This window comes from Neisseria sp. HMSC078H04, assembly GCF_001838135.1.
Lineage (GTDB): Bacteria > Pseudomonadota > Gammaproteobacteria > Burkholderiales > Neisseriaceae > Neisseria.
In genome coordinates, this window is the sequence record NZ_KV835825.1 from 327274 (window position 1) to 347416 (window position 20143).

20 protein-coding genes are annotated in these 20143 nt (G+C 48.9%); all 20 read left to right on the forward strand.

Going from position 1 to position 20143, the window contains the following annotated elements; all coding sequences use genetic code 11:
• The first annotated feature begins 276 nt into the window (after positions 1–276).
• The 20 genes from mraZ to murG all read left to right on the forward strand — a co-directional run bounded on the left by mraZ (position 277) and on the right by murG (position 20002).
• Positions 277–732 (forward strand): division/cell wall cluster transcriptional repressor MraZ, encoded by a 456-nt coding sequence (gene mraZ / locus HMPREF2560_RS03525; RefSeq protein ID WP_070606089.1) that lies wholly within the window; start codon positions 277–279, stop codon positions 730–732.
• Positions 729–1691, forward strand: a complete 963-nt coding sequence (gene rsmH / locus HMPREF2560_RS03530) for a 16S rRNA (cytosine(1402)-N(4))-methyltransferase RsmH (protein WP_070606087.1) — start codon at positions 729–731, stop codon at positions 1689–1691. The genes mraZ and rsmH overlap by 4 nt, the downstream gene beginning before the upstream one ends.
• 61 nt (positions 1692–1752) lie before the next feature.
• Positions 1753–2016 carry a cell division protein FtsL gene (ftsL, locus tag HMPREF2560_RS03535; RefSeq protein ID WP_003681879.1) on the forward strand — a complete coding sequence of 88 codons (264 nt, stop codon included), beginning with the start codon at positions 1753–1755 and terminating at the stop codon, positions 2014–2016.
• Positions 2017–2090: 74 nt separating this feature from the next.
• Positions 2091–3839 carry a peptidoglycan D,D-transpeptidase PBP2 gene (locus HMPREF2560_RS03540; RefSeq protein ID WP_070606084.1) on the forward strand — a complete coding sequence of 583 codons (1749 nt, stop codon included), beginning with the start codon at positions 2091–2093 and terminating at the stop codon, positions 3837–3839.
• A 26-nt stretch (positions 3840–3865) separates the two neighbouring features.
• On the forward strand, positions 3866–5344 hold the full coding sequence (locus tag HMPREF2560_RS03545; protein ID WP_070606082.1) for a UDP-N-acetylmuramoyl-L-alanyl-D-glutamate--2,6-diaminopimelate ligase: 1479 nt from the start codon (positions 3866–3868) through the stop codon (positions 5342–5344).
• Between the two features lie 180 nt (positions 5345–5524).
• On the forward strand, positions 5525–6046 hold the full coding sequence (locus tag HMPREF2560_RS03550; protein WP_070606080.1) for a M23 family metallopeptidase: 522 nt from the start codon (positions 5525–5527) through the stop codon (positions 6044–6046).
• Positions 6047–6070: 24 nt separating this feature from the next.
• The gene (locus tag HMPREF2560_RS03555) at positions 6071–6925 is read left to right on the forward strand and encodes a peptidase (RefSeq protein ID WP_070606078.1); all 855 of its coding nucleotides are present in this window, start codon (positions 6071–6073) and stop codon (positions 6923–6925) included.
• Between the two features lie 21 nt (positions 6926–6946).
• Positions 6947–7450 carry a hypothetical protein gene (locus HMPREF2560_RS03560; RefSeq protein WP_070606076.1) on the forward strand — a complete coding sequence of 168 codons (504 nt, stop codon included), beginning with the start codon at positions 6947–6949 and terminating at the stop codon, positions 7448–7450.
• The gene (gene murF / locus HMPREF2560_RS03565) at positions 7447–8814 is read left to right on the forward strand and encodes a UDP-N-acetylmuramoyl-tripeptide--D-alanyl-D-alanine ligase (protein WP_070606074.1); all 1368 of its coding nucleotides are present in this window, start codon (positions 7447–7449) and stop codon (positions 8812–8814) included. Before HMPREF2560_RS03560 ends, murF begins: the two co-directional genes overlap by 4 nt.
• A gap of 429 nt (positions 8815–9243) precedes the next feature.
• A complete protein-coding gene (locus tag HMPREF2560_RS11230; protein WP_003748282.1) occupies positions 9244–9393 on the forward strand; it encodes a hypothetical protein in 150 nt (49 codons plus the stop codon).
• A gap of 101 nt (positions 9394–9494) precedes the next feature.
• The gene (gene mraY, locus HMPREF2560_RS03575) at positions 9495–10577 is read left to right on the forward strand and encodes a phospho-N-acetylmuramoyl-pentapeptide-transferase (protein ID WP_070606071.1); all 1083 of its coding nucleotides are present in this window, start codon (positions 9495–9497) and stop codon (positions 10575–10577) included.
• A 115-nt stretch (positions 10578–10692) separates the two neighbouring features.
• Positions 10693–11181, forward strand: coding sequence for a group II truncated hemoglobin (locus HMPREF2560_RS03580; protein ID WP_070606070.1), 489 nt, complete (start codon positions 10693–10695; stop codon positions 11179–11181).
• Positions 11182–11248: 67 nt separating this feature from the next.
• On the forward strand, positions 11249–12064 hold the full coding sequence (locus tag HMPREF2560_RS03585; protein ID WP_070734883.1) for an SEL1-like repeat protein: 816 nt from the start codon (positions 11249–11251) through the stop codon (positions 12062–12064).
• A gap of 71 nt (positions 12065–12135) precedes the next feature.
• Positions 12136–13056 carry an SEL1-like repeat protein gene (locus tag HMPREF2560_RS03590; protein ID WP_070606645.1) on the forward strand — a complete coding sequence of 307 codons (921 nt, stop codon included), beginning with the start codon at positions 12136–12138 and terminating at the stop codon, positions 13054–13056.
• A gap of 73 nt (positions 13057–13129) precedes the next feature.
• The gene (locus HMPREF2560_RS03595; RefSeq protein ID WP_070829928.1) at positions 13130–13741 is read left to right on the forward strand and encodes a tetratricopeptide repeat protein; all 612 of its coding nucleotides are present in this window, start codon (positions 13130–13132) and stop codon (positions 13739–13741) included.
• Between the two features lie 44 nt (positions 13742–13785).
• Entirely contained in the window at positions 13786–15123 is a 1338-nt protein-coding gene (murD, locus tag HMPREF2560_RS03600; RefSeq protein ID WP_070606068.1) for a UDP-N-acetylmuramoyl-L-alanine--D-glutamate ligase, read from the forward strand.
• A 13-nt stretch (positions 15124–15136) separates the two neighbouring features.
• Positions 15137–15697, forward strand: a complete 561-nt coding sequence (locus tag HMPREF2560_RS03605) for a L,D-transpeptidase family protein (protein WP_070606066.1) — start codon at positions 15137–15139, stop codon at positions 15695–15697.
• 202 nt (positions 15698–15899) lie between these two features.
• Positions 15900–17396 (forward strand): amidase, encoded by a 1497-nt coding sequence (locus tag HMPREF2560_RS03610; RefSeq protein ID WP_070734878.1) that lies wholly within the window; start codon positions 15900–15902, stop codon positions 17394–17396.
• A gap of 271 nt (positions 17397–17667) precedes the next feature.
• Positions 17668–18930, forward strand: coding sequence for an FtsW/RodA/SpoVE family cell cycle protein (locus HMPREF2560_RS03615; RefSeq protein ID WP_070585182.1), 1263 nt, complete (start codon positions 17668–17670; stop codon positions 18928–18930).
• Between the two features lie 4 nt (positions 18931–18934).
• Complete coding sequence (gene murG / locus HMPREF2560_RS03620) at positions 18935–20002, forward strand: undecaprenyldiphospho-muramoylpentapeptide beta-N-acetylglucosaminyltransferase (RefSeq protein ID WP_070734875.1); 1068 nt, start codon at positions 18935–18937, stop codon at positions 20000–20002.
• The last annotated feature ends 141 nt before the right edge of the window (positions 20003–20143 follow it).

Here is a 20143-nt window from a genome sequence, read left to right on the forward strand (position 1 = left end):
TGTTTTATGCCATATAAAATGGCTGGCATATTAATTTGTCATGCATTTTTGTATATATAAGCTATTGAATTTTAAGTGTTTAGTGTTTCATTTCAGATAAAGGGTTGATTTGACCTGATTGCCAAAATTTCTTATAGTGTCGGTTAGTGGGGCATAGTGGGTGAAAGTGGTTACTTTTCCCAAAAAGTGTTCCGTAGAAGTGAAAACGAAATATTTTAGGAAGGTGGGATTTTTAATCCCACTCTAGTTTTATTTTAATCGAATTTGGGGTGTGATGTGTTTGGTGGTGCTCATGAATTGAGTATGGACAGTAAAGGGCGGTTGGCGATTCCTGCCAAATTCCGCGATGTTTTGCTGCGCCGTTATACGCCTGCAATTGTGGTTACCCTGGATTCCCGAAAAAAATTATTGATGTACCCCGAGCCCGTTTGGGAAGAAAAAGCCGAGCAGATTTTGAAGTTGAAAGTTGCCGGCAATGAAGCTTTGCAACGGTATCAAAATCTGCTGCTGCACAATGCGGAGATTTTGGAGTGGGACAGCGCCGGACGTGTTTTGATTCCGGCCAATCTGCGCAAACGTGTGGATTTTGAAAAAGAAGTTACTTTGGTTGGCCGTGCAAACCGTATGGAGTTGTGGGGTCGCGAACATTGGGAAGAGGAAATGAATCAGGCTTTGGATATCGATCCTGATGAATTGGCTTTCCAATTAAGTCAAACGGATTTGCAATTGTGAGTAAAGTTGAAAATTATCAGCATGTTACTGTCTTGTTGCATGAGGCGGTGGATGCGTTAGCAATCCGTGAAGACGGGATTTATGTGGACGGTACGTTCGGTAGGGGAGGGCATTCCCGGCTGATTTTGTCACGTTTGGGTGAGCAGGGTCGTTTGGTTGTTTTTGATAAAGACCCGGAGGCGATTGCGGTAGCTAATGAGCTGGCGGCCCAAGATAAACGTGTCAGTGTCGTACACAATAGTTTTGAAACATTTCAGACGGCCTTGGATGAATTAGGCATCGATAAGATTGACGGTGCGCTTTTTGATTTGGGGATTTCGTCGCCGCAAATTGACGATGGCAGCCGCGGATTCAGTTTCCGCTTTGATGCGCCGTTGGATATGCGGATGGATCCGACTCGCGGGATGTCTGCGGCAGAATGGATTGCAACCGCATCCGAACAGGATTTACACGAGGTCATTAAGAATTATGGTGAAGAGCGGTTTAGTCGCCAGATTGCGCGCGCCATTGTTGCGCAACGCGAGGAGAGTCCCATCGATACAACCCGCAAGCTGGCGCAGCTTGTGGCGCAAAACGTCCGTACTCGTGAGCGCGGACAAGACCCTGCAACGCGCACCTTCCAAGCAATTCGCATCTTTATTAACCGCGAGCTCGAAGAGGTAGAGGCAGTTTTGCCGCAGGTTGCAGGCCGTCTGAAAGAGGGTGGACGCTTGGCTGTCATTGCGTTCCATTCGCTGGAAGACAGAATTGTGAAGCAGTTTATTAAAAAATATTCGCAACATGCGCCATTACCCCGTTGGGCAGTGGTCAAAGAGGCGGATTTGCCTCAGCCGCCTTTGAAGGCTGTGGGCAAAGCAATCAAACCGGGTTCGACAGAGACTGAAGCTAATCCGCGTGCACGCAGTGCAGTTTTGCGTGTGGCGGAGCGCAGCAGCGACGAATTTTCGGTTGTTGACTAGGGAAGCGTTTCGGCATTGTCGCAAGGGATGTTTCTGTTGACAGGCCGTCTGAAAGTTTGAAATGGGTAAGTTGAATATTTTATTACTGGTTTTGGTGACGGTTTCGGCCTTTGCCGTAGTGTTTAAGCAAAACCAGTCGCGCTTGCACTTTATCGAGTTGGATAAGGCACAAAAACGGGAAATTCAGTTGGAACAGGATTACGCGCGCTTGAAACTGGAGCAAGCAAGATTGGCAAACCACAAACTGATTAAAGTGGCGGCCGAAAAGCAACATCTGCTTCCGCCGGGTGCGCATAATACGGCTATGCTGGAACGCAAAAAATAAGAATATAGCCTTGTTTTCAAGGTGTTTACGGGAATTAATAGCTCACTGAGCAGCTAAGTCATGAGAAGTCCAACATGTTAATTAAGAACGAATATAAACCTCAAATGCTGTCTGGAACCACAAAAACAAAAAAACCGCTGACAAGTAACGGACGTATTGGTTTGGTGCTGGGTGCCGTTGCGCTGGCATTTACCGGTCTGTTGGTGCGCGGGGTTTATCTGCAAACCAGTCAGCATGAGTTTTTGAAAAATCAGGGCGACCAACGTTTTGTGCGCACACTTCCGCTGCCTGCATCACGCGGTATGATTACCGACCGCAATGGTGCTACATTGGCGTTGAGTGCGCCTACCGAATCATTGTATGCCATGCCTTCCGGCATGGAGGAAATGCCGACTGACGAGCAGTTAGAAAAACTGTCGGCCATTGCCGATGTGCCTGTTGAAGTTTTGAAAAATAAATTGTCTAAAAAAGACAAAGGCTTTATCTATCTGAAACGTCAACTCAGCTACGAGAAAGCAGAAGAAATCAAAGCATTGGGCATTAAAGGTATCGCATTCCAAAAAGAATTGAAACGCCATTACCCGATGGGCAATCTGTTTGCGCATGTTATCGGTTTTACCAATATCGACGGCAAAGGTCAAGAGGGCTTGGAGCTTTCCCGTGAAGACAGTCTGCGCGGTGAAGATGGTGCGAAAGTCGTATTGCGTGACAACAAAGGTAATATCGTTGACAGCCTCGACTCTCCACGCAACAGCGTGCCTAAAAATGGCCAAGACATGATTTTGTCTTTGGATCAGCGTATTCAAACGCTGGCTTATGACGAGTTGAACAAGGCTGTGGCTTATCACAAAGCCAAAGCGGGTACGGTTGTGGTATTGGATGCGCAAACCGGCGAAATTTTGGCTTTGGTCAACAGCCCTGCTTACGATCCGAATCAACCGGGTCAAGCCAATAGCGAACAGCGCCGTAACCGCGCCGTAACCGATATGATCGAACCTGGTTCTGCCATGAAGCCGTTTACCATTGCCAAAGCATTGGATTCAGACAAAGTGGATGCAACCGATACGTTCAACACCCTGCCTTACAAAATCGGTCCTGCTACCGTACAAGATACCCACGTTTATCCTACTTTGGATGTGCGCGGCATTATGCAAAAATCTTCCAACGTCGGTACCAGTAAACTTTCTGCCATGTTTACGCCTAAAGAAATGTACGATTTCTATCACGATTTAGGTGTGGGTGTGCGTATGCATTCAGGATTTCCTGGTGAGACTGCAGGTTTGTTGAGAAGCTGGCGCAGATGGCAAAAAATCGAACAGGCAACCATGTCTTTCGGTTATGGCCTGCAATTAAGCTTATTGCAATTGGCGCGTGCCTATACTGTCTTAACCCATGATGGTGAATTGTTGCCGGTCAGCTTTGAAAAACAAGCGGTTGCACCTAAAGGCAAGCGCGTCATCAAAGCCTCTACTGCGAAAAAAGTGCGCGAGTTGATGGTTTCCGTTACTGAAGCCGGCGGTACCGGTACTGCCGGTGCTGTGGATGGTTTTGACGTAGGTGCGAAAACCGGTACGGCGCGTAAACTGGTCAATGGCCGCTATGTAGACAACAAGCACGTCGGTACATTTATCGGTTTTGCTCCGGCTAAAAATCCACGCGTGATTGTGGCCGTTACCATTGACGAACCGACTGCCAACGGCTATTACGGCGGCGTGGTTGCCGGTCCCGTATTCAAAGAAGTCATGAGCGGAAGCTTGAACATCTTGGGCGTTTCCCCGACTAAGCCTTTAAGTAATACCGCTACTGTCAAAGTACCGTCATAATCCAAACAATCAAAGAGATATTGTTTATGTTCAGCAAGTTAACCCCCTTGGCTGAAACCAACTTTCCGCCTCTGCTGTGTGAAAACGCAGCAGGGCGTTTGTTGCATTCAGACAGCCGACAAATTAAACAGGGTGACATTTTCGTTGCCTGTCAGGGCGAATATACAGACGGCCGCAGCTATATCCCTGCCGCCATTGCCAACGGTGCAACCTTTGTTTTTTGGGATGATGACGGCAAATTCACATGGAATCCCGAATGGAATGTTCCCAATCAAGGCATTAAAGATCTGAAACATCGCGCCGGTATGTTGGCGGCACAGGTTTACGGCAATGTTTCAGACGGCCTTAAAGTTTGGGGTGTAACCGGCACCAACGGCAAAACCTCTATCACACAATGGCTGGCGCAAGCTGCTGATTTTCTGGGCGAAAAAACCACCATTATCGGCACAGTCGGCAACGGCTTTTGGGGCGCATTGGAAGAAACCACGCACACCACCCCCGCCCCCGTCGATGTCCAAACCCTGCTCTACCGCTTCCGCCAGCAAGGCGCAACAGCCGCCGCGATGGAAGTCTCCAGTCACGGCCTTGACCAATCGCGTGTTAACGGCGTGCCATTTCGCAGCGCAATCTTCACCAATCTCACCCGCGACCACCTCGACTATCACGGCACCATGGAAGCCTATGGTGCTATCAAATCGCGCCTGTTCTACTGGCATGGTCTGCAACACGCCATCATCAATGTCGATGATGAATACGGTGCAGAACTGGTAGGCCGTCTGAAAAAAGACTGTCCCGATTTAGCCGTTTACGGCTACGGCTTCAGCGAGCAAGCCGATATTTGTATTACCGATTTCACCGCTTCTTCAGACGGCATGGAAGCCGTATTCCAAACCCCGTGGGGCGAAGGAAAATGCCGTACCCGTCTGCTCGGACGATTCAACGCGCAAAACCTCGCCGCCTGCGTTGCCTTGCTGTGTGCCAACGGTTATCCACTCAATAACGTTTTGGAAGTACTGGCAAAAATCCGTCCCGCTTCAGGCCGTATGGATTGCATTATGAACAGCGGCAAACCTTTGGTCGTTGTCGATTATGCCCACACGCCTGATGCACTGGAAAAAGCACTCTCCACCTTGCAGGAAATCAAACCGCAGGGCGCGACCTTATGGTGTGTATTCGGCTGCGGTGGCAACCGAGACCGCGGCAAACGCCCCTTGATGGGCGCAGCAGCCGTACAGGGTGCGGATAAAGTCGTCGTAACCAGCGACAATCCACGCTTGGAAAATCCGCAAGACATCATCAACGATATTTTGCCTGCCGTGCCTCATCCTGAACGCGTCGAAGTTGATCGTGCCGTTGCCATCCGTTATGCGGTTGAGCAGGCTGCCGCAAACGACATCATTCTGATTGCCGGTAAAGGGCATGAAAACTATCAGGATGTACAAGGCGTGAAGCACCATTTCTCCGATTTTGAAATCGCAGAAAAAGCATTGGCAGAGCGCGGATAGACCATATCGCAAATGTTCAGACGGCCCGAAACCTTAAGGCCGTCTGAAAAAGATTTAAACATATACAATAAAAGCAAAACGACACACGCATTACGGCACGTCAGCCATTAAACCCATCACAGTTGTTTGTTTCGGAGGACTTTTTAACAAGGCCGTCTGAACAACAAGGAGACCGATTTGATGCTGAAAATGCCGACAAAAACCTTATTAATCAGTGCAGCCGTAGTTTTATTCGCAGGCTGTACAACCAAACAACTTCCGCGTCCTACTGCCGAAATCGAGCAGTTGAGAGCGCAACAGCCTCCGGCCGAGCAAAACCTGCCCAATCCCGTTAAAGGCAAACGGTTTGACGATACTTGGGGCGCGGCGCGTAGTCAGGGGCGCAAGCATGAAGGTGTGGATATTTTTGCTAAGAAAAACACGCCGATACGTAGTACCACGCCCGGTATCGTGACCAAAATCGGGCGCAACCGATTGGGCGGTAAAGTTATCGGTATCCAAGGGCCGGGTGCGTGGCATTACTATGCCCACCTGAATAAATTTGCCCGTATCCGCCTGTATGAACGAGTAAAAGAAGGGCAGGTCATCGGCTATGTCGGTAAAACCGGCAACGCCAGAACCACACCGGCCCACCTGCATTATGGCGTGTATCTACCCAGCGGCGCAGTGAATCCGTATCCGCTGATTAATCAGAACAGATAGGCCGTCTGAACAAGATTTGAGAGTATGAACGCAAAGAAATTGGTTAAGGCAACGAATATCGTCGGTATGGTGGCAGTCGTGCTGCTGGTGTATTGGGTATTTGTTCTGATTCTATCCAATGTTTTCGGGCTTAAGGTATTCCGCGAATACATTACGGAAATTTTCCTGATGAGTATTTTGGGGATTTTTGCTGTGATGGCGGGTGCCTTGATACTGAACATCATGCTGAATTTGACCCGTATTGCCGAGCGAGGACAAGAGGAAGAAAGCAAAGGTGGCCGGAAAACCTTATATTTGTTGTTGGCAGTATTTCCCGTTTTAGCAGCCCTGTTATTTGGCGGAAATTATCTGACTGTTCAGAAAAAACGTCAGATTTTGACTCAATCTCTAGAGCGTATCGTCAAGGATAATCCATCGCAAATCAACGCGTTGGCAGATTATCGTTTTGACTTGGCGTACATCAAAAAAGCAGCGTTAATCCTTGAGCTGATGTCGAAGGAAGATTCTGCCTTTAAAGCAGCTACAGTGATTGTGCCGGATACGATCGGTAATAAACAGGTTTATTTGGCTTTCTCAGCTGATTCCCAGTTAAGTGGGATTGATGAGCAGGCACCTAATGCTCAGGGGGTAGGCGATGATAATGGTTTTGTCGTTACTCGGAATGGCAGTAAAGAAACGATCAGCAAAACGCAATATCTTTATGCTCCGCATTTGAGCGAGCGTGAATACTTGCAGAGGGTATTTGCCGGACAAACAAATGAAATACGTTATGAGGCAAAAGACGGCAATTACAGCCTTTGTCACCCCTACCGCCAAAACGGTAAAACCATTGTATTGTGTTTTTCCGATTACCAGCAGTACGGGAAAATCGGCAGTTGATAAGAGAAAGTGATTTATAGTATGAAAAGTTGGTTTTCCAATACATTTCCTGATTATAAAAAATTGCCCAAAAGCGGTAAATTTATGGCATGGCTGACTTTTGTACAGGGCGTGGTTTGGTTGATTCTGGCATTAATTCAGAGTGTGCAGGGACTGATTAACAACATGGCATGGGCTGTGTTTTTTGGGATTTTACTTTTCATTTTGGGTGTATTGGCGTTGTCTGCAGCATGGAATGCGTTTAAATTCCGTGCAGTAGGTTTTAAGAGAATGATATATGTGTACACGCCATGCCTGTTGCAAATAGTCTTTGTAGGAGAGGCATTTTCTTTTACGTATTATATAGAAAGTGTACTGCAATTATCATTTAGCCTTACGGTACATAAGCTTACTGTCGGTGTAAATTTTGCCGCTATTCTTTTTATTGTGCTGGCAAGACGCAATTATCGTCATTTAAAAATGGTTTCCCAAAATACGGATAAAAATGTGGAGCCGTTAGAACAAGGACAAGAAACACAATCATGAAACCACTAGACCTAAATTTCATCTGCCAAACTCTCGGCCTTCTGATGCCGTCTGAAAATCAACCCGTTTCGCGCATCGTAACCGACAGCCGTGATATTCAGGAAGGCGACGTATTTTTCGCGCTTGCCGGTGAGCGCTTTGATGCGCATGACTTTGTTGAAGATGTGTTGGCAGCAGGAGCAACGGCAGTTGTGGTTTCGCGCGAAGATTGTGCGGCTTTGAAAGGCGCGTTGAAGGTTGACGATACGCTTGCGGCTTTGCAAAAACTGGCGAAGGCGTGGCGTGAAAATGTGAATCCGTTTGTCTTTGGCATTACCGGCTCTTCCGGTAAAACTACGGTTAAAGAGATGTTGGCCGGCGTATTGCGTCATCGATTCGGTGATGAAGCTGTTTTGGCGACTGCCGGCAATTTCAACAATCATATCGGCCTGCCGCTGACTTTGTTGAAACTGAACGAAAAACACCGCTATGCCGTCATTGAAATGGGCATGAACCATTTTGGCGAGTTGTCTTTGCTGACCCGAATTGCCAGTCCGAACGTTGCTCTGGTCAATAATGTCTTGCGCGCGCATGTCGGTTGCGGTTTCGATGGTGTTGGCGACATTGCCAAAGCAAAAAGTGAAATCTACGAAGGTTTGCTTTCAGACGGCATTGCGCTGATTCCGTGTGAAGATGCCAATATCGCTACATTTGAAGCGGCTACTGCGCAATTGAACGCTCAGACTTTCGGCGTTGCCAGTGGCGATGTCCATGCAGAAAATATTGAGTTGAAACCGTTGTCCTGCGAATTTGATTTGGTGCGTGGCAATGAACGTGTTGCCGTGGTGTTGCCAGTCCCCGGCCGCCACAATGTGCATAATGCCGTAGCGGCAGCGGCTCTGGCTTTTGCGGCAGGTTTGAGCCTTGCCGAAGTTTCAGACGGCCTGAAAAATTTCAGCAATATCAAAGGCCGTCTGAATATCAAGCAAGGCATTAAAGATGCAACTTTGATTGACGATACTTATAATGCCAACCCCGACAGTATGAAAGCCGCCATTGATGTGCTCGCCGCTATGCCTGCGCCGCGTATTTTTGTAATGGGTGATATGGGTGAATTGGGTGAGGATGAAGCCGCCGCCATGCACGCCGAAGTTGGCGCGTATGCACGGGATAAAGGCATCGAGGCCGCGTATTTTGTCGGCGACAACAGCGTTGAAGCAGCGGAAACGTTTGGAGCGGAAGGTTTGTGGTTTGCAGATAAAGATCCGCTGATTCAAGTGTTGAGCCACGACTTGCCTGAACGCGCTACTGTATTGGTCAAAGGCTCACGCTTTATGAAGATGGAAGAAGTGGTTGAGGCACTGACGGATAAAGAGGTTGTCTGAAAATGGGGCAGAAAAGAAAACGACCTATACTGTTGCAGTTTATCGTTTTAATACTAATAGTAGCAGCAGTTTTATGGCCTGCGACAGTGTGGCTTTACATCGAAAATGTAGGATTTGAGACAATAAGCGGAGCATACGAAATCACAAGTGGGCGTTTACTTTGGTTTTGGTTAGGAAATTTTTATTTGCTTGTGCAAGTCATATTAATGCTGGTTACTGCTGTTGGTCTATGGAGAGGTAAGGATTGGGCGCGTAGGTTGTGGCTAATTAGTTGCATTCTGTATATCGTTTACACTACAGTCAATTATTCAACTGCGAGTTGGCCGGATGTCATTATTCGCGCTGCAATTTGTTATAGCCTGTTTTGTTTACATCCCAAGGATTATTTTCAGACTCAAGAAAATAAAACTTAAGAAGGCCGTCTGAAATATGAAAAAGATTTTACTATTGGCTGGATTGCTGATTGCCGCATTTTATGCCGGAATGAAAGTACAGGCATTTATCTATGAAGATACCTGCTTGGATTTGGGCGGCGGAAAGAATCCTGGAAACTATCCGATTTGCGTGGTAGAGAAATAATCTTACTCAACAAGGCCGTCTGTAATTTCAGACGGCATACCGATTTATTTTTAATTGGGCAATAAGCCCGCTGTAACAACAAAAACAAAAAAGGAAGCCCCATGTTTTTATGGCTCGCACATTTCAGCAACTGGTTAACCGGTCTGAATATTTTTCAATACACCACATTCCGCGCCGTCATGGCAGCTTTGACTGCTTTGGCGTTTTCCCTATTGCTTGGTCCGTGGACCATCCGCAAGCTGACTGCGCTTAAAGTCGGCCAAGCCGTCCGTACCGACGGCCCTCAAACCCACCTGATCAAAAACGGTACGCCAACCATGGGCGGCTCGCTAATTTTGACCGCCATTACCGTGTCCACAATCTTGTGGGGCAACTGGGCAAATCCTTATATCTGGATTCTCTTAGGCGTCTTGCTTGCTACCGGCGCACTCGGTTTTTACGACGACTGGCGCAAAGTGGTTTATAAAGACCCTAACGGCGTGTCTGCCAAATTTAAAATGGTGTGGCAGTCCAGCGTTGCCATCATCGCCGGTTTGGCGTTGTTCTACCTAGCGACAAATTCCGCTAACAATATCCTGATTGTTCCCTTCTTCAAACAAGTTGCCTTACCGCTTGGCGTAGTCGGCTTCTTGGTATTGTCCTACCTGACCATCGTCGGCACATCCAATGCCGTTAACCTGACCGACGGTTTGGACGGCTTGGCTGCATTCCCAGTTGTACTTGTTGCAGCCGGTCTTGCCATCTTTGCTTATGCCAGCGGCCACTCCCAATTTGCCCAATACCTGCAATTGCCTTACGTTACCGGCGCAAACGAAGTGGTGATTTTCTGTACCGCCATGTGTGGCGCATGTCTCGGCTTTTTGTGGTTTAACGCTTATCCGGCACAAGTCTTTATGGGCGACGTCGGTGCGCTCGCGCTCGGTGCGGCACTCGGTACCGTTGCCGTCATCATCCGCCAAGAATTTGTCCTCGTCATCATGGGCGGCCTGTTTGTTGTTGAAGCTATTTCCGTTATGTTGCAGGTCGGGTGGTACAAACGCACCAAAAAACGCATCTTCCTGATGGCGCCGATTCATCACCATTACGAACAAAAAGGCTGGAAAGAAACCCAAGTCGTCGTCCGTTTCTGGATTATCACCATCGTCTTGGTGCTGATTGGTTTGAGTACCCTCAAAATTCGCTAAATCTCCAAAGGCCGTCTGAAACTTTCAGACGGCCATTATGTAAGGTAAGCATGCTTGCCTGAATCCTACGTCTCAAAATAAATCCCGCAATAATCCACACAGAAAGTCCCCAAACATGTACCAATCTTTTGGCGGCGCAACCGGCATCCGCACCCTGACCGACCGTTTCTACGACTTGATGGAACTTGAGCCGAAATACCAAGCCTTGCGCCAAATGCACGGCGAAGACATGACCCTGATACGCGAAAAGCTCTACGAATTTTTCAGCGGCTGGCTCGGTGGCCCGCAACTCTTTGTCGAAAAATACGGCCATCCCCAACTGCGCGCCCGCCATATGCCTTTTGCCGTCAACGTACAAGTCCGCAACGAATGGATAGCCTGCTTTGCCCAAGCCATGAGCGAACTGGACATCGACAAAGCACTTGCCGAGCCGGTTTTAATCCAAGTTTTTGCCATGGCAGATTGGTGCCGTAACCAAAACGAAGACGGTATCGAACCACCTATGCCGCCGATGGCGGTCGATCCTTGGGTGCGCGCACCGGAATTGCAGCAGATTTTGAGTAGCTATGGTGTGAATAGCTTTTTTAAGGAATTCACTAGTTAAGTCCGTCTGAAACTTCTTGGATAAAACAGGAACAATAATTTAAAAGTAAAAAGTAATAGGTTTTAAAATGAATAAGTGCTTTAAAAGAATAATGTTGGGCATGATTGCCTTGAGTTTCAGCCAACTAGTGTGGGCGGATAATGTCCCTAATTTTCAGGAAACCTTGCGGGCGGCAGAACAAGGAGTTGTTGCTGCCCAATACAATCTTGGTCAGATGTATCGTAACGGACAAGGTGTCCGTAAAGACTATGCTGAAGCGGTTAAATGGTATCGCAAGGCAGCAGAACAGAAGTATGGCGCTGCACAACACAATTTGGGCGGAATGTATTCCTATGGACTGGGTGTCCGTCAAGACTATGTTGAGGCTGTTAAATGGTATCGCAAAGCAGCAGAACAGGGTTATGTAGAAGCCCAAAACATTTTGGGTGTGAAGTATAAGGAAGGACAAGGAGTCCGCCAAAACTATGCAGAAGCAGTCAAATGGTTTCGTAAGGCGGCAGAACAGGGAAATGCTTCATCACAAAACAATTTAGGTTCGATGTATGAAAAAGGGCAAGGTGTTCGGGAAGACCATGTTGAAGCGGTCAAATGGTTTCGTAAGGCGGCGGAACAGGGGGGTGCCGAAGCTCAAAATAATTTAGGTACGAAGTATGCTAATGGGCAAGGTATTCACCAAGATTATGCACAGGCATTTAAATGGTATCGCAAAGCGGCAGCTCAGGGAAATATCATTGCACAATACAATTTAGGTGTAATGTATCTAAAAGGGCAAGGTGTACGTCAAAGTAAAATAGTTGCTAAAGAATGGTTTAAGAAGGCTTGTGCTAATGGAGACAAGCAAAGTTGTGATGTTTATCGTCAATTGGATCAGGAAGGATATTGAATCTTTACTAAAGGCAGTCTGAAAAACTAGGATAAAACAGAAATAATAATTTGAATGTAATGGATTTTAAAATGAATAAATTATTAAAAAAAATGATGGTAGCCTTGCTGGTTTTCGGTATAGGACAAACAGTGTATGCGGAAGAGGTTCCTGAAGTTCAGAAAATTTTGTGGGTGGCGGAACAAGGTTATGTTCCTGCTCAATATATTTTGGGTGTAATGTATGCTGATGGACAAGGCGTGCGCCAAGACTATGCTGAAGCGGTCAAGTGGTATCGTAAAGCAGCGAAACAGGGAGATACCCGAGCACAATCTAATTTGGGGTTGATGTATGTCAACGGAAAAGGTGTGCGCCAGGATTATGTAGAGGCAGTGCGGTGGTTTCGCAAGGCAGCAGAACAAGGGGATGCAGCTGCCCAATCCAATTTGGGTGTAATGTATGTCAACGGACAAGGCGTACATCAAGACTATGCTGAAGCGGCGAAATGGTTCCATAAGGCAGCGGAACAAGGAAGTGCTGAAGCCCAACTTAATTTAGGTGTGATGTATGCTAATGGGCAAGGTATGATCCAAGACTATGTCGAAGCGGCAAAATGGTATAGAAAAGCGGCAGAACAGGGTGATGCTCAAGCCCAATATAATTTAGGTGTGATGTATACCGACGGACAAGGTGTACGCCAAGACTATGTCGAAGCGGTTAAATGGTATCGTAAAGCTACAAAGCAGGGTGATGTCAAAGCCCAATATAATTTAGGTGTGATGTATGCCAATGGACAAGGAGTCCGTCAAAACTATGTGCAGGCAGTGAAGTGGATTGAAAAGGCAGCAATGCAAGGTCATGTCAAAGCCCAATACAATGTGGGTGCGATGTATGCTAATGGACAAGGTGTCCGCCAAAATCTAAGAGTTGCCAAAGCGTGGCTCGGTATGGCATGTAATAACGGTAATCAGCTAGGATGTGACGGTTACCGTCGTTTAGAATCGGGGTATTGAGCGGTTTATGAAATGCCGTCTGAAAAAACTAGGATAAAACAGAAACAATAATCTGAATGTAATGGATTTTAAAATGAATAAATTATTAAAAAAAATGATGGTAGCCCTGTTATCTTTGGGCTTGGTGCAGGCAGTTTGGGCTGATAATGTGCCGGATTTTAAGGAAACGTTTCAAGTTGCGAAGCAAGAAGCGGAGCAAGGAAATGCTCTAGCCCAATATCTTTTAGGTGTGATGTATGCCAAAGGACAGGGAGTCCGTCAAGATTATGCACAAGCAGTGCAGTGGTATCGGAAGGCGGCAGAACAAGGGTATGCTGTTGCCCAATACAATCTTGGTCAGATGTATCGTGAAGGACAAGGTGTCCGCAAAGACTATGTTGAAGCGGTCAAATGGTATCGGAAGGCGGCAGAACAAGGGTATGGTCTAGCCCAATCTAATTTGGGTGTGATGTATAAGGAAGGACAAGGAGTCCGCCAAAATTATGCAGAAGCAATCAAATGGTTTCGTAAGGCAGAAGAACAAGGAAATGCTCTAGCCCAATATAATTTTGGTGTGATGTATGCCAACGGAGAAGGTGTTCGTCAGAACTATAAAACTGCCAAAGAGTGGTTTGATAAGGCCTGTGATAACGGACTACAACAAGGTTGTGATGCTTATCGAAAATTGAATCAGGCAGGATATTGAATCCTTATTCAAAGGCCGTCTGAAAAACTTAGGACAAAACCAAAATGACTTTTCAAAATAAAAAAATCCTCGTCGCCGGACTCGGCGGCACCGGTATTTCCATGATTGCTTATCTGCGCAAAAACGGTGCGGAGGTTGCCGCTTATGATGCGGAGCTGAAAGCCGAGCGCGTGTCGCAAATCGGTAAGATGTTTGATGGACTGGTGTTTTATACAGGCCGTCTGAAAGATGCGCTGGATAATGGTTTCGATATTCTGGCGCTCAGTCCCGGCATCAGCGAGCGTCAGCCGGATATCGAGGCCTTCAAGCAAAACGGCGGACGTGTGTTGGGCGACATCGAATTACTGGCAGACATTGTGAACCGTCGCGGTGACAAGGTGATTGCGATTACCGGCAGCAACGGCAAAACCACGGTAACGAGCCTGGTCGGCTATCTCTGCATCAAGTGCGGGCTGGATACCGTTATCGCGGGCAATATCGGCACGCCGGTTTTGGAGGCGGAATTGCAGCGCGAAGGCAAAAAGGCGGACGTGTGGGTGTTGGAGCTTTCCAGCTTCCAACTGGAAAACACCGAAAGCCTGCGCCCGACTGCGGCGACGGTGCTGAACATTTCCGAAGACCATCTCGACCGCTACGATGACTTGCTCGACTACGCGCATACCAAAGCCAAGATTTTCCGTGGCGATGGCGTGCAGGTTTTGAATGCGGACGATGCGTTCTGCCGCGCGATGAAGCGTGCCGGGCGCGATGTGAAATGGTTTTCGTTGGAACATAAAGCCGATTTTTGGTTGGAGCGCGAGACAGGCCGCCTGAAACAAGGTAATGAAGATTTGATTGCTACGCAAGACATTCCGCTGCAAGGCTTGCACAACGCTGCCAACGTCATGGCTGTCGTTGCTTTGTGTGAGGCCATTGGCTTGCCACGAGACGAGTTGCTCGAACACGTCAAAACCTTCCAAGGCCTGCCGCACCGCGTGGAAAAAATCGGTGAGAAAAACGGCGTGGTGTTTATCGACGACAGCAAAGGCACGAATGTTGGTGCAACCGCCGCTGCGATTGCCGGTTTGCAAAATCCGCTCTTCGTCATTTTAGGTGGAATGGGCAAAGGGCAGGACTTCACGCCCCTGCGCGACGCGCTTGCCGGCAAGGCAAAAGGCGTGTTCCTGATCGGCGTCGATGCGCCGCAAATCCGCCGCGATTTGGACGGCTGCGGTTTGAATATGACCGACTGCGCCACTTTGGAAGAAGCGGTTCAGACGGCATATGCCCAAGCCGAAGCGGGCGATATCGTGTTGCTCAGCCCGGCTTGTGCAAGCTTTGATATGTTTAAAGGCTATGCGCACCGTTCGGAAGTGTTTATCGAAGCATTCAAAGCTTTGTAAGGCCGTCTGAAGGATGAGAGTCGGGTTGAAAATCGGTTTGGCGGCAGTCGTACTTTTGGCTGTCGCCGCTTCGGTGTTCTGGTTTGCTGCGCCGATTCGTACTACGACCACTATTGCCACGCCGAGTGAAACGCCGTTGCCTGAAGATGCAGTTATCGACAGATTGGTTGTGCATAAAAGCAAACGCACCATGTCGGCGTACTCGCAAGGAAAATTACTGAAAATCTATCCCATTTCGTTGGGCAAGCAACCGGTCGGGCATAAACAGTTTGAAGGCGACGACAAAACGCCCGAAGGAAAATACCGCATCAATGAGCGTAATCCCAATAGCGGCTACCATAAAAACCTCGGCGTTTCCTATCCTAACGAAACTGACAAAGCTTATGCCGAACAACACGGCAAAAGCCCGGGCGGGCTGATTAAAATCCACGGCATGAAAAACGGCTGGGGTTTTATCGGCAAAAAACACCTGCAAAAAGACTGGACCAATGGCTGCATCGCAGTCACGGACGAAGAAGTTGACGAACTCTACCGCAGCGTAAAACACAATGCGGAAATTGAGATTCTGCCGTAAACCATGTGCGACATTGCTTCAAAGGTCGTCTGAAAACGTCAAGGCGGTTTCAGACGACCTTTTTGCAGCAGCGGCAAACTTGTTCTTTGCCTTATCCGGTGTTACTGTTTCTTAAAAATTGCCTATGCGGACAAACGGCGAAAAGGCGGGCAGCCATGCCTGACCGAAAAAACGTGTGTTCATCAATCCGAAAGGAAAACCCATGAATTTTCAAGACTACATCTGTTACGATGCCGTCGGTTTGGCAGAGCTGATCCGCAAAAAAGAAGTGTGTGCCGATGAAGTGTTGCAGGCTGCTTTAAGCCGCTTGGACGAAGTCAATCCCAAGCTCAATCTGTTGGCGCACGATTTGCGCGAACGCGCGGAGGCGTGGCAGGGGTCGTCTGAAAATGCCGATACGCCGCTGGCGGGCGTGCCGTTTTTGCTCAAAGATCTGCTGGCGGATTGGGAAGGCGCGCCGACATGGTCGGGTTCGCGCATGATGCAGCATTACATTGCCAAGCAAAACAGCGATTTGACCCAGGCCTATCTCGATGCGGGGCTGCGCGTGTTCGGCAAAACCACCACGCCCGAATGGGGCGCATATGCCGTTACCGAAACCGAAATTTACGGCATCACGCGCAATCCGTGGCATTTGGATTACACCGCAGGCGGCAGCAGCGGAGGTGCTGCGGCGGCAGTGGCTTCGGGCGTCGTACCCGCAGCGCACGGCAGCGACGGCGGCGGCTCCATCCGCTTACCCGCGCACAACTGCGGCGTGTTCGGGCTGAAACCTACGCGCGGCCGCAGCAGTTACGCGCCGAACGCATCGGAAGCGTGGCAAGGCTTGGTATGCGACCATGTGTTGACCCGCAGTGTACGCGACAGCGCGGTTTTGCTGGACATCGCCGCCCAAACCCAAGCCCGCGCCCTGTATGCCTGCCCGCCGCCGTCCGAAAACGGTTTTGCAGGCAGCCTGAAACAAGAAACAGGTCGTCTGAAAATCGCTTTTTGGAAACAGGCATGGTTCGGCGGCGGCAACGACGAAGGCACGGAAGCCGCGTTCGCCCATAGTTTGAAACTGATGCAAGACGCGGGACACGAATTGGAAGAAGCCACGCCCGATTTTGCGCCGCCTGAACAGCTCAACCGAGCCGCCCGCATCATCGTCATGGGCGAAACGGCAAAACTGTTCTACCAATATCAATACGAAACCGGACAAAAACTGCCGCACCGCCTGCTTGAGCCGACAACGTGGGCAATGATTGTGCAGGGTCGGCAAATCAGTGCGGGCGAAATGGCATGGGCGCGCGACGTGATGCTGGCGCAGGAACGTGCCGCCAAAGCATTTTTCACGCGCTACGACGTGTTGATGACGCCCGTCTGCCCGCGCACCACGCCGAAAATCGGTGAGATGATGCCACCGCCCGCCGCACAAAAAGCCATGCGCCTGCTGTTTGGCACGCTGCGCTTGGGTTTTCTGTTGAAAAACAACCCGTTTTTAGAAAAAGAAGCCGCTGCCGCGCTGCAACACGTCGGTTATACGTCGCCGCTGAACATGAGCGGCAACCCCGCCATGAGTGTGCCGCTTTACCGGCATAACGGGCTGCCCGTCGGTACCCAGTTCGCCGCCGCACACGGGCGCGAAGACACGCTGCTCCGCCTCGCCGCGCAGTTGGAACAGATACAGCCGTGGGCGGAAATACCGCAGTTGGCTTAGGGTTTGCATTAGATAAAAAGTAGCCTATTTTCCTGAAGAAAAGATTTATACAAGGCCGTCTGAAAATATAAAAGCGTTTTCAGACGGCCTTTTGCCGGTATCAAAGGGTAGGGGAGGGCGCAAAGAACGTCGGAATCCGACATCTTTAAAGATTCTGAATTGTTGGTTTGGAAATAAACCTTTAAAATAACGTTAATTCATTTTTTCAGACGGCCTCTTGCCCATTTGCAGGCCGTCTGAATATTTTATTCAAGCCGTTACGGATGTTTTCATGATTAGTCTTTCCAAAATGCTTGACCGGCCGATTGCGCGCGATGGTCGGAAGTTTGATGTTTCTCTCTTGTGGATGGTCGTCTTAATGACGGTCTTCAGCCTGATTATGATTTATTCGGCTTCTATTGCGTATGCGGCATCGGAAGGGGGCAGCCAGTTTTCTTTTGTGTCTAAGCAGGCAATGTTTATCCTGTTTACGGTGGCCATATGCTTGCCGCTTTTCCTGCTGAAAATGAGCTTCTGGCGGCGGATTATTCCGTTTTATTTTGCTGTTTCGGGTTTGCTGTTGTTGTTGGTATTGTTTGTCGGCCGTGAGATTAACGGCGCGACGCGCTGGATTCATATCGGGCCGCTCAACTTGCAACCGACTGAATTTTTCAAATTGGCGACGGTCTTGTACTTGTCCAGCCTGTTTACGCGCCGTGAAGAAATGTTGCGCGATTTGGATTCTTTGGGTTGGTCGTCTTTGTTTACCGGTATTGGCGATTTGGTGTGCAGCCCTTTTAAAAGTGAAGCTTGGGTAAGGGTAAAGGAACGCTTCCGCAAGTTTAAGACCTTGATTCTGCCGATAATGTTGGTGGCGGTCGGTTTAGTTTTGATTATGGGTCAGCCGGACTTTGGCTCGTTTGTCGTGATTGTCGTGATTACCATGGGTATGCTGTTTTTGGCAGGTTTTCCGTGGAAGTATTTTGCCGTATTGGTGGCGACCGTTGTGAGCGGTATGGGCTTGTTGATTTTGGCCGCACCTTACCGTATGGCGCGTGTGGCGGCGTTTTTGGACCCTTGGAGTGATCCTTTGGGTAAAGGCTATCAGCTGACGCATTCCTTGATGGCGATTGCGCGCGGCGGCTGGTTTGGCGAGGGCTTGGGTGCTAGTTTGGAAAAACGTTTCTATCTGCCTGAAGCGCACACGGACTTTATTTTTGCCGTCATCGGCGAAGAATTCGGCTTTTTAGGGATGCTGGTTTTGGTGTTCTGCTACGGCTGGCTGGTGTGGCGCGCGTTTTCCATCGGCAAACAGGCGCGTGATTCGGGCTTGATGTTCAGCGCGTACATCGCCAACGGCATCGGCATTTGGATTGGTATTCAAAGTTTCTTCAATATCGGTGTAAACATCGGTATCCTGCCCACTAAAGGCCTGACTTTGCCGTTTATGTCTTACGGCGGTTCGGCTGTCTTTATCATGCTGGTGTGCATTACTTTGTTATTGCGCATTGATTATGAAAACCGCCAAAAAATGCGCGGTTATTCGGTGGAGTAAAACCATGAGCGGTAAAACTTTTATGCTGATGGCCGGCGGTACGGGCGGTCATATTTTCCCTGCATTGGCGGTTGCCGAGTCGCTGCAAAAGCGCGGCCATCATGTGATTTGGCTGGGCAGTCAGGATTCGATGGAAGAGCGTATCGTGCCGCAATACGGCATACGTTTGGAAACGCTGGCCATTAAAGGCATACGCGGCAACGGTATTAAGCGCAAGCTGATGTTGCCGTTTACGCTGTATAAAACTGTCCGTGCGGCGCAGCAGATTATTAAGAAACACCGTGTCGAGTGCGTTATCGGTTTTGGCGGTTTTGTTACTTTCCCTGGTGGCTTGGCGGCAAAAATTTCCGGTGTGCCGATTGTGATTCACGAGCAAAACGCCGTAGCCGGTTTGTCCAACCGCCAACTGTCGCGTTGGGCAAAACGTGTCCTGTACGCTTTCCCCAAAGCATTTCAACATGAAGGCGGATTGGTGGGTAACCCTGTCCGTGCTGATATTGCGGCATTGCCTGTTCCCGAAGAACGCTTTGAAAACCGTCAAGGCCGTCTGAAAGTTTTGGTGGTGGGTGGCAGTTTGGGTGCGGATGTATTGAACAAAACCGTTCCGCAAGCTTTGGCATTATTGCCTGAGGAGGCTCGTCCGCAAATGTATCATCAGTCCGGCCGCAATAAATTGGGCAACCTGCAGGCAGATTACGATGCTTTGGGTGTACAAGCCGAGTGCGTCGAATTTATTACCGACATGGTGTCCGCCTACCGCGATGCCGATTTGGTGATTTGCCGTGCCGGCGCGCTGACGATTGCCGAGTTGACGGCTGCAGGTTTGGGTGCATTGCTGGTGCCATATCCGCACGCAGTGGACGATCATCAAACAGCCAATGCGCGCTTTATGGTGCAGGCCGAAGCTGGTTTGCTGCTGCCGCAAACTCAACTGACGGCAGAAAAACTGGCCGAAATCCTCGGCGGATTAAACCGTGAAAAATGCCTGAAATGGGCGAAAAATGCCCGTACCTTGGCGTTGCCGCACAGTGCGGACGATGTGGCGGAAGTTGCCATCTCTTGTACCGAATAAGCAGGCAGACTTCGATTCAAGGCCGTCTGAAAAGTTGATTAACGGCGTTTCAGACGGCCTTTATTGCTTTTGTTAAAATTCCTTTACAATAAAAGCATAGCGCAGAAGCGGATAGCCCTTTAAAATAACGCCTTTACGCAC

Bases quoted from the DNA above. Each gene is read 5' to 3' on its own strand.
- HMPREF2560_RS03595 (WP_070829928.1), top strand. From the start codon at position 13,130: ATGAATAAATTATTAAAAAAAATGATGGTAGCCCTGTTATCTTTGGGC.
- HMPREF2560_RS03550 (WP_070606080.1), top strand. From the start codon at position 5,525: ATGCTGAAAATGCCGACAAAAACCTTATTAATCAGTGCAGCCGTAGTT.
- HMPREF2560_RS03615 (WP_070585182.1), top strand. From the start codon at position 17,668: ATGATTAGTCTTTCCAAAATGCTTGACCGGCCGATTGCGCGCGATGGT.
- HMPREF2560_RS03560 (WP_070606076.1), top strand. From the start codon at position 6,947: ATGAAAAGTTGGTTTTCCAATACATTTCCTGATTATAAAAAATTGCCC.
- ftsL (WP_003681879.1), top strand. From the start codon at position 1,753: ATGGGTAAGTTGAATATTTTATTACTGGTTTTGGTGACGGTTTCGGCC.
- HMPREF2560_RS03580 (WP_070606070.1), top strand. From the start codon at position 10,693: ATGTACCAATCTTTTGGCGGCGCAACCGGCATCCGCACCCTGACCGAC.
- HMPREF2560_RS03585 (WP_070734883.1), top strand. From the start codon at position 11,249: ATGAATAAGTGCTTTAAAAGAATAATGTTGGGCATGATTGCCTTGAGT.
- HMPREF2560_RS03610 (WP_070734878.1), top strand. From the start codon at position 15,900: ATGAATTTTCAAGACTACATCTGTTACGATGCCGTCGGTTTGGCAGAG.
- HMPREF2560_RS03590 (WP_070606645.1), top strand. From the start codon at position 12,136: ATGAATAAATTATTAAAAAAAATGATGGTAGCCTTGCTGGTTTTCGGT.
- HMPREF2560_RS11230 (WP_003748282.1), top strand. From the start codon at position 9,244: ATGAAAAAGATTTTACTATTGGCTGGATTGCTGATTGCCGCATTTTAT.
- HMPREF2560_RS03605 (WP_070606066.1), top strand. From the start codon at position 15,137: ATGAGAGTCGGGTTGAAAATCGGTTTGGCGGCAGTCGTACTTTTGGCT.
- HMPREF2560_RS03555 (WP_070606078.1), top strand. From the start codon at position 6,071: ATGAACGCAAAGAAATTGGTTAAGGCAACGAATATCGTCGGTATGGTG.
- murD (WP_070606068.1), top strand. From the start codon at position 13,786: ATGACTTTTCAAAATAAAAAAATCCTCGTCGCCGGACTCGGCGGCACC.
- murF (WP_070606074.1), top strand. From the start codon at position 7,447: ATGAAACCACTAGACCTAAATTTCATCTGCCAAACTCTCGGCCTTCTG.
- HMPREF2560_RS03545 (WP_070606082.1), top strand. From the start codon at position 3,866: ATGTTCAGCAAGTTAACCCCCTTGGCTGAAACCAACTTTCCGCCTCTG.
- HMPREF2560_RS03540 (WP_070606084.1), top strand. From the start codon at position 2,091: ATGTTAATTAAGAACGAATATAAACCTCAAATGCTGTCTGGAACCACA.
- murG (WP_070734875.1), top strand. From the start codon at position 18,935: ATGAGCGGTAAAACTTTTATGCTGATGGCCGGCGGTACGGGCGGTCAT.
- mraY (WP_070606071.1), top strand. From the start codon at position 9,495: ATGTTTTTATGGCTCGCACATTTCAGCAACTGGTTAACCGGTCTGAAT.